Annotated in this window: 14 protein-coding genes; 2 read left to right on the top strand and 12 right to left on the bottom strand. The window is 58.8% G+C overall.

Annotated elements, in window-relative coordinates:
• The 4 genes from ACR0DB_RS06015 to ACR0DB_RS06000 are packed head-to-tail and all read right to left on the bottom strand — an operon-like array spanning nucleotide 1 to nucleotide 1,899.
• Complete coding sequence (locus ACR0DB_RS06015; RefSeq protein ID WP_480549521.1) at nucleotides 1-474, bottom strand: periplasmic heavy metal sensor; 474 nt, start codon at nucleotides 472-474, stop codon at nucleotides 1-3.
• The gene (locus ACR0DB_RS06010) at nucleotides 471-818 is read right to left on the bottom strand and encodes a hypothetical protein (RefSeq protein ID WP_170784241.1); all 348 of its coding nucleotides are present in this window, start codon (nucleotides 816-818) and stop codon (nucleotides 471-473) included. The genes ACR0DB_RS06015 and ACR0DB_RS06010 overlap by 4 nt, the downstream gene beginning before the upstream one ends.
• On the bottom strand, nucleotides 811-1,425 hold the full coding sequence (locus tag ACR0DB_RS06005) for an RNA polymerase sigma factor (RefSeq protein WP_480549519.1): 615 nt from the start codon (nucleotides 1,423-1,425) through the stop codon (nucleotides 811-813). The genes ACR0DB_RS06010 and ACR0DB_RS06005 overlap by 8 nt, the downstream gene beginning before the upstream one ends.
• 6 nt (nucleotides 1,426-1,431) lie before the next feature.
• A complete protein-coding gene (locus ACR0DB_RS06000) occupies nucleotides 1,432-1,899 on the bottom strand; it encodes an EF-hand domain-containing protein (RefSeq protein WP_170784237.1) in 468 nt (155 codons plus the stop codon).
• A 190-nt stretch (nucleotides 1,900-2,089) separates the two neighbouring features.
• Between ACR0DB_RS06000 and ACR0DB_RS05995 the strand changes: the two genes are divergently transcribed.
• A complete protein-coding gene (locus ACR0DB_RS05995) occupies nucleotides 2,090-2,485 on the top strand; it encodes a DUF983 domain-containing protein (RefSeq protein WP_170769288.1) in 396 nt (131 codons plus the stop codon).
• Nucleotides 2,486-2,513: 28 nt separating this feature from the next.
• Nucleotides 2,514-3,215, top strand: a complete 702-nt coding sequence (locus ACR0DB_RS05990) for an NUDIX hydrolase (protein ID WP_170784235.1) — start codon at nucleotides 2,514-2,516, stop codon at nucleotides 3,213-3,215.
• An 8-nt stretch (nucleotides 3,216-3,223) separates the two neighbouring features.
• On the opposite strand, the gene ACR0DB_RS05985 is transcribed toward ACR0DB_RS05990, so the two are convergent.
• Genes ACR0DB_RS05985 through ACR0DB_RS05950 form a run of 8 tightly spaced genes read right to left on the bottom strand, consistent with a single transcriptional unit; the run spans nucleotide 3,224 to nucleotide 12,380 of the window.
• On the bottom strand, nucleotides 3,224-4,891 hold the full coding sequence (locus tag ACR0DB_RS05985) for a ribonuclease J (RefSeq protein WP_480549517.1): 1,668 nt from the start codon (nucleotides 4,889-4,891) through the stop codon (nucleotides 3,224-3,226).
• Nucleotides 4,888-5,667: a type III pantothenate kinase gene (locus ACR0DB_RS05980; RefSeq protein WP_170769285.1), complete on the bottom strand. Its 780-nt coding sequence runs from the start codon at nucleotides 5,665-5,667 to the stop codon at nucleotides 4,888-4,890. Before ACR0DB_RS05980 ends, ACR0DB_RS05985 begins: the two co-directional genes overlap by 4 nt.
• Nucleotides 5,668-5,678: 11 nt before the next feature.
• On the bottom strand, nucleotides 5,679-6,428 hold the full coding sequence (locus tag ACR0DB_RS05975; protein ID WP_480549515.1) for a biotin--[acetyl-CoA-carboxylase] ligase: 750 nt from the start codon (nucleotides 6,426-6,428) through the stop codon (nucleotides 5,679-5,681).
• A gap of 54 nt (nucleotides 6,429-6,482) precedes the next feature.
• Entirely contained in the window at nucleotides 6,483-7,925 is a 1,443-nt protein-coding gene (gene nuoN, locus ACR0DB_RS05970; RefSeq protein ID WP_480549513.1) for an NADH-quinone oxidoreductase subunit NuoN, read from the bottom strand.
• A gap of 13 nt (nucleotides 7,926-7,938) precedes the next feature.
• Complete coding sequence (locus ACR0DB_RS05965; protein WP_480549511.1) at nucleotides 7,939-9,483, bottom strand: NADH-quinone oxidoreductase subunit M; 1,545 nt, start codon at nucleotides 9,481-9,483, stop codon at nucleotides 7,939-7,941.
• Nucleotides 9,483-11,624: an NADH-quinone oxidoreductase subunit L gene (gene nuoL / locus ACR0DB_RS05960; RefSeq protein WP_480549509.1), complete on the bottom strand. Its 2,142-nt coding sequence runs from the start codon at nucleotides 11,622-11,624 to the stop codon at nucleotides 9,483-9,485. Before nuoL ends, ACR0DB_RS05965 begins: the two co-directional genes overlap by 1 nt.
• A gap of 7 nt (nucleotides 11,625-11,631) precedes the next feature.
• A complete protein-coding gene (gene nuoK, locus ACR0DB_RS05955; protein WP_005984024.1) occupies nucleotides 11,632-11,937 on the bottom strand; it encodes an NADH-quinone oxidoreductase subunit NuoK in 306 nt (101 codons plus the stop codon).
• Nucleotides 11,934-12,380, bottom strand: coding sequence for a hypothetical protein (locus ACR0DB_RS05950; RefSeq protein ID WP_480496511.1), 447 nt, complete (start codon nucleotides 12,378-12,380; stop codon nucleotides 11,934-11,936). Before ACR0DB_RS05950 ends, nuoK begins: the two co-directional genes overlap by 4 nt.
• Between the last annotated feature and the right edge of the window lie 4 nt (nucleotides 12,381-12,384).

Here is a 12,384-nt window from a genome sequence, read left to right as displayed (position 1 = left end):
TCAATCCTTTTTACCCCGCATATGCGGGCCACGGCGCACGACCTCATCCAAACGCGCGGCATAGTCCATACGTTCCTCTTCGCTCATTGCAGAGACGCGCGTCAGCCATTCATTCTGCAAGGACATCTGCAACGACGCCAGCGACGCGCTCTGATTAGCCAGTATCGCCCGAACGGCTTCGGGGTCGAACGGATCGGCGCGCAGGGCTGCGCTGAGCATGGCGAAATCCTCGGCCCGCAGCTTTGAGCCTTTGCGGTGCTGTTTCGATAAATCCCCGCGTAGCGCCTTGCGGTCCTCTTTCGGCAACGCGCGATAAAGAGCCGAGCCAAAACCGGGTGGCGCCTTTGCATGGTCACTGCCTTTGACCCGTAGAACCGTTCCGACTGCTACGCCTACAATAAGCAAGTTCACGGCAAGGGAAACCGCCAACAAGATGGGCATCCAACGGCGTTTGGGCTTGGGATTGTCGCTCATTCGGCGTCCTCCAGGAATGATGTGTCCAGATCGGCAAGTGCAAATGTGGCCTCCGATCCGTAGAGGTAAGTGGCCGCGTCAGGCAGGAAATCCGGCGCAGCGAACCCGATCCACAGGCCGGCGACACTGGCGGCGGCCAGACCGCTCAGGCCCTGCCAGCCACCGATCCCTTCGACCATGCGGCGAAAAACGGATCGGGGCGCAGACCGCTTGGGTTTGGTAAGGTTCAGCCGCACCGCTTCGGCATCGGTCAGGATGCGAACGGCCAAATCGTCAGGCAGCGCCGGCCGATCCTGACGGGCCTGTGCAAAAAGCTGATCCAGTTGCGTGTCATCATCAGTCATCGTCATACCCCAATTCGTCCCGTCGCCCCGCCAATATCGCTGTCAGAGCCCGCTTGCCCCGCGCCGTCAAACTTTCCACCGCTTCGACCGAAAGCTCCATGATCCCGGCAATCTCGGGGTTGGGCAATTCCTCGATATGGCGCAGTATCACGGCCTGTCGCTGCCGGTCCGGAAGTTTCGACAAGGCCGCCTGCAACGCGTCCCGGCGGGCCTCGTCCTGCATCATCTGTACAGCACTGGCACACCCATCCACAGGTTCTGGCACATCCGACAAACGGTCAGGCGTCTGTTTGCGCAGCCGGTCCAGACAAAGGTTCATCGTCACACGGTACAGCCAAGTCGAGACCTTAGCCTGACCCGCCACCCAGTCCGGCGCGACCTTCCACAGCCGCATCATCGCCTCCTGGGTCATATCCTCGGCCTCGGCCCTGTTGCCCAGCATCCGCAGCGCCACCGAATAGCTTCGCGGGCCCAGCCTGTCGGTCAGCACACGCGCAGCCGCCGCATCACCTGCGGCGAACATGGCCAGCAGGACGTCATCCGCTGGCGCATCCGCGGCACTGTCAGCGCCGCGGACGATCTGACCTGAGGGCCTCACGTCCCGCATTCCAAATCAGCTATCGTCGGTATCCGATTTGGCGCGTTTCTTGTGACGCTTGCCCATCCTGTCCTTTGCATCGGCAAATTCCTGTTCCGAGATCGAACCGTTGCTATCAGCGTCGATACGATCAAACATCTTGTCAGCCCGGCGCGGTTTGGGCAACTCATCCTCGCTCAGAAATCCGTCCTGATTGGCATCGTGCTTTTCGAACATTTTGGCGACACGGTCGTTCACCTTCTGCTGCCCCGCCGCCTGCATCTCTTCGACGGTCAGTTGCCCGTCGCCATTGGCATCTGCATCCGTAAAGCGCTTGGCGCGGTGGGCCTGCATTTCATCCTTCGTCACCTGCCCGTCGCCATTGGCATCCAGTTCCTGAAACGTCACAGGTTCGTGATTGCGTGGCCCTGCGGCCAGAGCGGAGGTCGCCGTGATCGCAACGGCCCCAAGGATAATCGCAGGTATGATTTTTGCGCTTTTCATGTCGGTTTCCCTTTGTTTGCACAGCGCTTTTGTCGCTGCCTACATAGGTTCAAACGCAGATTCACCGGGGTTCCGTCGCAAAAATTGAAATTTTTTTCCGTCACCTTTCAGGGCGCAAAGCGACGCACCCCCCTTTTAAGTTGCACAAAAGATGCGCAATATCCGCCCATTGAAACCCGTGAGTCTCGCAATGACAGATCAAACAATAGACACCCAGCCCGATGCGGATCGCGCCACCAAGCCAGCACTGCTGAAAGGCTTTCGCGGCCGCTGCCCGAAATGTGGTGAGGGCAAGCTGCTGAGCGGCTATCTCAAGGTCAATGATAGCTGCTCGAATTGCGGGCAAGAGCTGTTTCATCACCGCGCCGACGATGGCCCTGCCTATCTGACGATCCTGCTGGTCGGCCACCTACTGGCCCCTGCGCTGCACGTGACTTATGTCGAGTTCCGGCCTGAACCACTGACCATGTTCCTGATTTTTGCGATCGGTTGTACGGCGTTGTCGCTGTTCTTGCTGCCGCGCCTGAAAGGGGCTGTTGTGGCCTATCAATGGGCACGTCGCATGCACGGGTTCGAGAACGCGTAATGCGATTTCCGACCGGATTCATCCGCACATGACACAGGACAAGACCGCCATCCGCAACGCGGCAACGGTCATTGTTCTACGTGACCGTTTGTCAGACCCGTCGATCCTGATGGGGCAACGGGGCGCGAAAGCCGCGTTCATGCCCAACAAGTTTGTCTTTCCGGGCGGCGCGGTTGACGCCGAAGACGCCAACGTTGAATTGGCCACGGCCCTGTCCGACTTGTGCCATGACCGCCTGTCCGAGCGGGCAGAGGCGGGTCTGCAAAATGCGCTTGCCGCCGCAGCCATCCGCGAGTTGTGGGAGGAAACCGGCCTGGTTCTGGGTCAACCCGGAACATGGCCCGGACAGCCACCGGAAGATTGGGCCGAGTTCGCCCAGCTAGGTTATCGCCCAACGGCCCAAGCGCTGCAATTCGTATTTCGCGCGGTAACGCCTCCGGGTCGTCCCCGACGGTTCGATGCGCGGTTTTTCCTTGTCGATGCTTCGGCGGTTCAGGGCGACCTGGACGATTTCTCGCGCGCCTCGGATGAGCTGTCTCACCTGCAATGGGTGCCGCTGGATCGCGCGCGCGAGTTTGACCTGCCCTTTATCACCGAGGTCGTGCTGGCCGAGATTGCAGCGCGCGTATCAGACCCCGCGCCGCCAACATCGGTCCCCTTCCTGCTGAATCAGGAAGAGGAGAGCTTGTTTCTGAAACTCAAAGGCTATCCGATGCCTCTGACAGACTGAGGTTGCGCCTATTTCATTCGGCTGATCACCGTCGTGACCTCGGGCTTTTTACCGATCTCGGCCTTGGCAGTTTGACGGACAATCCGGCGCATGGCTTCTTCTAATTTGTCGTCGTCGCGCAGCGTTTTGGCGTCGGCGCGCATCAGGAATTGGTTCAGATCCTCTTCCAAAACCTCGACCAATGCCGCGCGCGAGGACCCAATCTCGGGCAGGCCCATCGTATCGCACCAAGGCTCACCCAGCGGTTCATCCTCTTCGTCCAGAATGACCGTGACGGTCACATGACCGTTCAGAGCCATGCGGATACGATCCCGCACAACGCCGTCCAGAGCGCCGACCTTGACAGTGCCGTCCAGATACGTCCGGCCCGTCTCGACATAGTCCACCACTTTCGGTGCGTTGCCAGTCAGATCCAGCATGGTGCCGTTCACGGCCAGAATTCCTGTGCGTCCCCCAGCTTCGGCCAGCTTGGCGTGCTCGCGCAGATGGCGATGTTCACCATGCATCGGGATCACGATCTGAGGGTCGATCAGCGCATGTACCCTCTCAAGATCAGGGCGGTTGGCATGGCCCGACACGTGATACAGCCCCGAGCTGTCATCGACCACATCCACCCCTTTTTCGCTGAGCTGGTTGATGATGAAAATCACGCCCCGCTCATTGCCCGGAATGGTTTTCGACGAAAACAGGAACAGATCGCCCTCTTTCAACTCCAGACCGCGATACTTGCCTCGGGCCAGTTGCGCACTGGCCGCGCGGCGCTCACCCTGACTGCCAGTCACGATCAACATCAGGTTCTGGCGTGGAACGTCCACCGCCTCTTCTGCGCTGATAACCTTGGGGAAATCCGACAGGATGCCGGTTTCGGTGGCGGCTTCGATCATGCGGCGCATCGCGCGACCCAACAACACGACCGAGCGTCCGGCCCGCTGGCCGGCCTCAGCCAGGGTTTTCACCCGCGCCACATTGGACGCGAAAGTCGTCGCAACAACCATTCCTTCGGCGCTTTCGACCAGCTTGGTGATCTCGGGGCCAACCTCGGATTCCGATCGTCCGTCATGGGGCGAGAATACATTGGTGCTGTCACAAACCAGCGCCTTGACGCCCGGTTTGGCAATTTCGGCCCACAGATCGGCGTCAAAAGGCTCACCAACCACAGGCTTGGCGTCTAGCTTGAAGTCTCCCGAATGCACGACCCGGCCCGCAGGCGAGTCGATGATCAACGCTGCACTTTCCGGGATCGAATGTGAGACCGGCAGAAACCCTACCGAGAACGGACCCACCTGAACCTGCTCGGGCCAGGGCGACACGGTTTGAACGGCGTCCTCGGGGTGGCCATGTTCATCCATCTTGCGGCGCGCGATATTAGCGGTGAAGGCACGGGCATAGACCGGCGCGCCCAATGCCTCATAGCAATGCGCCACGGCCCCCACGTGGTCTTCGTGCGCGTGCGTGACGAAGACGGCATCCAGACGATCTGCGCGTTCGTGCAGCCACGAGATATCAGCGTGGATCAGATCGACGCCCGGCGTGGTGTCCATATCCGGGAACGTCACCCCCAGATCCACGAGGATCAGACGTTCCTGCCCCTGCTTGCCATAGCCATAGACATAGGCGTTCATGCCGATTTCGCCTGCACCGCCCAGCGGCAGATAGATCAGTCGTTCACTGCTCATGTTGAGCCATTTTCCTTGTTATAGCGATGGATAACGGTCAGCCCGTGCATCGTCAGATCATCCTCGATCACGTCAAAGCCCACATCCGCCTGATCGAACAGAGGCGCAAGCCCTCCGGTCCCAACGACTTTCATCGGCATTCCATATTCCGCCTTGATCCGGGCAATCAGCCCCTCGATCAAACCGGAATAGCCCCAATACACGCCCGATTGGATACAGCCAACCGTATTTGTCCCAATCACTTTTTCCGGGCGCGTGATGTCGATATGGGGCAACGCCGCCGCGCCTTGGTGCAGCGCTTCAAGGCTGAGGTTCACACCTGGTGCAATAATGCCGCCCACGTAAGCCCCGTCCGATGCAACAACATCGAAATTCGTGGCGGTTCCGAAATCAACCACAACCACATCGCCACCATGACGATCAAACGCGCCAACCGCATTGGCCAGCCTGTCCGGTCCGGGAATGGTGCCTTCGTCGATGCGTGGGGCGACTGGCAACAGGCATTCCGGCTTGCCCACAACCAGCGGACGGCAGCCAAAGAAACGGTCTGCAAAGATGCGTAGATTGAACACCACGCGTGGCACGGTCGACGCGATCACGACATCAGTGATATCCGCCTCGATCCCGTAATGTTTCACCAGAGTAGAATACCATGTGAAATAGGCATCCGCCGTACGGGAGTGATGGGTCGAGGTGCGCAAGGTGCACAAAAATTGCGCGCCGTCCCAGATCGAGAACACGGTATTTGTGTTGCCGCAGTCGATTGCAAGAAGCATCTCAGCCCCCTTTAGAAATAAACGTCCGCGGCAGGTATGGCCGCGCGGCCTTTGGCGGTGTTTAAGACAAGGTTGCCATTCCCGTCCACCGTTTCAAACGTGCCCACCGTTTCCGACGTTGCGGTCCGCGCCGTGATCACCTCACCCAGGCGCGCGGCCCGGTCCAGCCATGCGGTGCGGATCGGTTCGAACCCGTAGGTCACGAACTGGGTTTCGTAGCGCGCATAATTGGCGGCCAGCTCGGTCAGAAAATCCTCGGGCATGACGTCGGCCCCGGTCTCGGACAAAAGCGAAACCGGGCGAACCGCTCCTTCCTCAAGCGCGTCAGGCTGCGGGGCTTGCGACAGGTTGACCCCTATGCCAATCGCCAAATGGCCCAGCTCGCGCCCCATACCAGTGCTTTCAAGAAGGATGCCAGCCAGCTTGCCGCCGTTCAGCAGCACGTCGTTGGGCCATTTCAGCGACAATCCGTCAGACCGCCGCGTCACAGCGACACAGGCATCGTACAATGCAAGCGCTGCGACGAAGCTTCGCAATGCGGCCTGTTCCGGCTCACCCCGCGGACGCATTAATAACGTAGCCGCGAGGTTTCCAACCGGATTTGCCCATGCCCTGCCCCGCCGCCCGCGCGCCGAGGTTTGACTATATGCCATGATCCAGACCGGCCCTGCCGCCGTTGGGGCGATACGCGCAGCTTCGTTCAACGTGCTGTCGACCGTTTGCAGCACGTGCAACCCATATCCTTGCGGCCACTGCGTCATCGCAAAAAGGCCCGGTCCAGCGACCGAGCCCTCCTGAATTGAGTGAGCTGGAGATCAGTTAACAAGCGTCGCTGCCGCAGCTGCCGCTGCGCCCTCAACCCCGAACTGATAGAAGATACCTACCAACATCAGAGCAGCCGACCCCATCAACGCAACCCATAGAACGGGCGTGGAATGCGTCTCGATCGGGTCCTCGTTCTCCTCGCCAAAATACATGTAGAACACGATCCGCAGGTAGTAGAACGCACCAATGACCGAGGCGATGGCCGACACGATCACCAGACCGGTCAGGCCCGCGCTGACACCGGCCTGCCAAACGCCGAACTTGGCGAAGAAGCCCAGCATCGGCGGGACGCCCGCAAGGCTGAACATCAGGATCAGAACCGCCAGCGCCTTACCCGGATCACGTTTAGAATATTGCCGCAGCGCATCAATATCGGTGACGGGTTTGCCGTCGCGCTCCATCATCAGGATGAAGGCAAAGGTGCCGATATTCATGGTCACGTAGATCGCCAGATACATCAGCATCGCCTTGACGCCCATTTCAGTACCCGCCGCCAGACCGATCAACGCATAGCCCATATGGGCAATCGACGAAAACGCCATCAGTCGTTTGATGTCGCGCTGGCCAATCGCGGCCACCGCACCCAACAGCATCGACAGGACCGAGAGCAAAACGATCACTTGCTGCCAATCCTTGATCACACCGCCGAACGCGTCATGCAGAAGTCGCGCAAACAATGCCATCGCCGCTACTTTTGGAGCGGTCGCAAAGAACGCGGTGATCGGCGTGGGTGAGCCTTCGTAAACATCCGGTGTCCACATATGGAACGGCACCGCCGAGACCTTGAACGCCAGCCCCGAGATCAGGAAGATCAAACCGAACAGCAGGCCAACCGAGACGTCGCCGTGATGGACCGTCTGGATGATGCCTGAGAACAACGTGGTCCCGGCAAAGCCATAAACCAGCGACGCACCATACAGCAACAAGCCTGAACTGAGCGCGCCCAGAACGAAGTATTTCAGACCGGCCTCAGTCGATTTCGCACTGTCACGGCGCAGGGCGGCCACGACGTAGAGCGCCAGCGATTGCAGTTCCAACCCCATATAGAGAGACATCAGATCGCCCGCGCTGACCATCATCATCATACCCACGGCGGCAAGTGCCACCAGCAAGGGGTATTCGAACCGCAACAACCCACGGCGCGACATGTAATCCTGACTCATCAATAGAACGGCTGCCGCTGACAGCAGGATTGCAACCTTGGCAAAGCGCGAGAAACCGTCATCCACGAACATCCCGTTAAAGGCCACATTCACACCGTCGCCATTGGTGGCAATCCAAATCGCCAGCAGCGCCATCAGGCCCGAGGTCGCCCAGACCAGAACCGGCGCCAGCCCGTCTTTTGTGGTGTAGACAGCCCCGATCAGCGCCGCCATCGCATATACTGCCAGAACGATCTCTGGCAGGATGATTGTCAGATCAGCCTGGATCATCTCCGAAGCCCCCTTAATGCGCAGCGGCAGACTGGGTCACGGCCTCAGCCGCGGCCAGAGCCGTGTCATAGTTCGAAATCAGCGCGGCAGTCGAATTGCCGATCACATCGGTCACCAGCGATGGGTAGACGCCCAGCAGGATCGTCATGATGATCAGCGGTGCAAAGATCAGCCGCTCGCGCGAGCTCATGTCAGTCATGGCCTTGAGGCTTTCCTTGATCAGATCGCCAAAGACCACGCGACGGTACAGCCACAGCGCATACCCGGCAGAGAAGATCACGCCGGTTGCAGCCACCGCCGTTACCCATGTGTTAACCTGGAAGGCCCCCATCAGGGTCAGGAATTCGCCGATAAACCCGGACGTGCCCGGCAGGCCGACATTCGCCATGGTGAACAGCATGAAGACCAGCGCGTAAGCCGGCATCCGGATGACCAGACCGCCATAAGCGTCGATATCCCGGGTGTGCATCCGGTCATAAATCACGCCCACACACAGAAACAGTGCCGCCGAGATAAAACCGTGGCTCAGCATCTGGAAAATCGCGCCATCAATCCCTTGCTGGTTCGCCGCAAAGATGCCCATGGTCACAAAGCCCATATGCGCGACCGAAGAGTAAGCGATCAGCTTTTTCATATCCTCCTGCACCAGCGCCACCAGCGAGGTGTAGACAACGGCGATGGCCGACATCCACAGCACCAAATCGGTCATCACCGCCGAGCCCACAGGGAACATCGGCAGGCTGAACCGCAGGAAACCATAGCCCCCCATCTTCAACAGGATCGCCGCCAGCACGACCGAACCCGCCGTCGGCGCCTGAACGTGCGCGTCCGGCAGCCAGGTATGAACCGGCCACATCGGCATTTTCACGGCAAATGAGGCAAAGAACGCCAGGAACATCAGCGTCTGCATCCCGCCGACCACATAAATGCCCATCACGCTGAAGCTCTCGGATGAGAAGTGATGGCTCATCAGCGCCTCAATATCCGTGGTGCCCGCATCCGCATACATCGCCACCATCGCCACCAGCATCAGCACCGAGCCGAGGAAAGTGTAGAGGAAGAACTTGAAGCTGGCATAGATGCGGTTCGCCCCGCCCCAGATACCGATGATCAGGAACATCGGGATCAGACCAGCCTCGAAGAACAAGTAGAACAGCACCAGATCCAGCGCCATGAACACGCCCAGCATCAGCGTTTCCAGCAGCAGGAAGGCGATCATGTATTCCTTGACCCGGTCAGTAACCTGCCAACTGGCCAGAATCGTCAGCGGCATGATGAAGGTCGTCAGCAGCACGAACAGCACGCTGATGCCGTCCACGCCCATCTTGTATTTCAGGCCCAGCAGCCACTCACCCTCTTCCACCATCTGAAAGCCGGTGTTGGATGGATCAAAGCCCGTATAGATGCCAATCGAGACAAGGAACGTCACCGTGGTCGCCACCAGCGCGACCCATTTCGCGTTGCGCTGCGCGGCGTCGTCATCTCCGTGCAGAAACAGGGCCAGAATGGCCGCTGCCACAGCGGGGATGAAAGTAACGATCGAGAGGATATTATCCATTAGTGTGCGCCTCCGCCGATCGACATCCAGGTGACAAGGGCTGCTATCCCCAAGACCATCCAGAAGGCATAAGTAAAGATGTAGCCCGTCTGCGCCTTGCCTGCGAGGCGGGTGAAGAAGGGAACAACACCCATGGCAATCCCGTTCAGGAAGCCGTCAATGGTGTTGCCATCACCGCGTTTCCACAGGAACCGGCCAAGCGCCACGGTGGGTTTGACGAAGATCACGTTGTAGATCTCGTCAAAGTACCATTTGTTCAGCAGGAACAGGTACAGCGGACGCTGGTTCTGTGCCAGACGTCCCGGCAGCGATGGGTTCACGATGTAGAACCAATAGGCCATCGCAAAGCCCAGCAGCATCGCAACAAAGGGTGAAACCTTGACCCACTTAGGCGCCGCATGCGCATCGTCCAGCACATGATTGTCCGGCGCCATGTATAGCGCGCCCTCGCCCGGCTCACCTGCGAAAACATAGTGATGATCGCCATGAGCGTCTTTCTCACCATGACCGTCATCCGCGTCGCCGTCGCCGTGGCCTTCATCTGCGTGACTTTCGTCGCCATGCGCGTCCGCTTTGCCGTGATCACCAGCCTCGGCATGTTCCGACGCCTCGGCCACCGGGATGCCATAGAACTTGCCGACCTTGTCCGCGTGGCCGAAGAAATTGCCGTACCAAATCATTCCCGCAAAGACCGCGCCAAGCGAGAGAACGCCCAGCGGCACCAGCATGACCATCGGGCTTTCATGCGCATGGTCGTGCGTATGCTTGTCGCCGCGCGGCGTGCCGTAGAAGGTCAGGAAGATCAGACGCCAGCTGTAGAAGGACGTAAACGCCGCCGCTACGACCAGCAGCCAGAAGCCATAGGAGGACCCACCGGCATAGGCGCTTTCGATGATGGCGTCTTTCGACAAAAAGCCTGCGAAACCGAAGGTCGTCAGCGGAATGCCAACGCCGGTGATGGCCAGCGTGCCAATCATCATCGCCCAGAACGTATAGGGGATCTTATTGCGCAGCCCGCCATATTCAGTCATCTCTTGTTCGTGGTGCATGGCGTGGATCACGGACCCCGCGCCAAGGAACAACAGCGCCTTGAAGAACGCGTGCGTGAACAGGTGGAACATCGCCGCCGAATACATGCCGACACCTGCGGCCACAAACATGTAACCCAGCTGCGAACAGGTCGAATAGGCGATGACGCGCTTGATGTCGGTCTGAACCAGACCCACGGTCGCGGCAAAGAACGCCGTCGTTGCCCCCAACACGGTGATGAATCCGGTCGCACCCGGCGCGAACTCCATAAGCGGCGACATACGGCATACAAGGAACACACCCGCCGTCACCATGGTCGCGGCGTGGATCAGGGCCGACACAGGCGTCGGGCCTTCCATCGCGTCGGGCAACCATGTGTGCAGGATCAACTGCGCCGATTTCCCCATCGCGCCGATGAACAGCAATACGCAGATCACCTCGATCGCTGTCCATTCGCCCCATAGGAAGTGCAGCTTTTCTTCCGCCAGCGCTGGTGCCGATGCAAAGATGTCTGAAAAGTTGATACTGTCCGTCAGGAAGAACAGCGCGAAAATCCCCAGCGCAAAGCCAAAGTCGCCGACACGGTTCACGATAAACGCTTTCATCGCCGCCGCATTGGCACTCGGCTTACGATAATAGAAGCCGATCAGCAGGTACGAGGCGACGCCCACGCCCTCCCAGCCAAAGAACATCTGCACCAGGTTGTCCGCCGTCACCAGCATCAGCATCGCAAAGGTGAAGAAGGACAGATAGGCGAAGAACCGCGGCTTATAGCTTTCGCCTTCACGCCACTGCGGGTCGTGATCCATATAACCAAAGGAATAGAGGTGCACGAGCGCTGAGACGGTCGTCACCACGATCAGCATGATCGCGGTCAGACGGTCCAGACGGATGGCCCAGCTTGTCGACAACGATCCGCTCTCGATCCAGCGCATGATCTCGATCTGCTGCGTCACCCCGTCGAAGGCAAAGAACACGATCCACGACAGAAGACAGGCCAGAAAGAGCAGGCCCGTGGCCGTCCACATGGCAGCTTTCTCACCAATGAACCGCCAGCCAAAGCCGCAGATCAATGCGCCCACCAGCGGGGCAAAGAGGATGGTGGTTTCCATAGTTCTCTTAGCCCTTCATCATATTGACGTCTTCAACCGCGATGGTGCCACGGTTGCGGAAGAAGCAGACCAGAATGGCCAGACCAATCGCCGCCTCGGCGGCCGCAACTGTCAGGACAAACAGCGTAAACACCTGTCCGACCAGATCGCCCAGGAAACTGGAAAACGCCACAAGGTTGATATTCACCGCCAGCAGCATCAGTTCGATGCTCATCAGCAGGATGATGACGTTCTTGCGGTTCAGGAAGAGACCGAAGATGCCGATGACGAACAGCGTCGCCGCGACCGTAAGATAGTGTTCAAGTCCGATCATAGCTTCGCCTCGCCTTCGTCTGAGACTGTTCCCGTTTTACAGAATTTCCCCGGATCGAGTCTCTCTCCGCGAACAATCGGTTCCGCGCCAAGAGCCGTAAGATCATCAAAAACAATGTTGATGTCAGGCGGGGTATCTAGATTGGCATATTTTTCCCGCAATTCTTGTATCTCGGGATTGAAATCAATCTGCTGCCCGTCCGATCGCTTACCGCTAACTCTGACATCCAGTGTTTCACCCGATGTGCATGACATTACGGTCCAATGGAAACCGGGGTTCGGGCAACCAACCTCTTCAGCAATCCACCAATCGTAGACACCCGGAACACTGAAATCGAAAGAACCATCGAAGCCAATGCACACTTCAGGAGGAAGCGGCTCCAAACCTTCGGTATCTTCGGCGCTTAACATCGAAACCGAGCTAATTAGTGCAGAAAAAGCCATCGCC

This window comes from Ruegeria sp. AB6 (assembly GCF_056542685.1).
The sequence above is the reverse complement of the archived record's forward strand: the minus strand, read 5'-3'. Positions and strand labels throughout refer to the sequence as shown.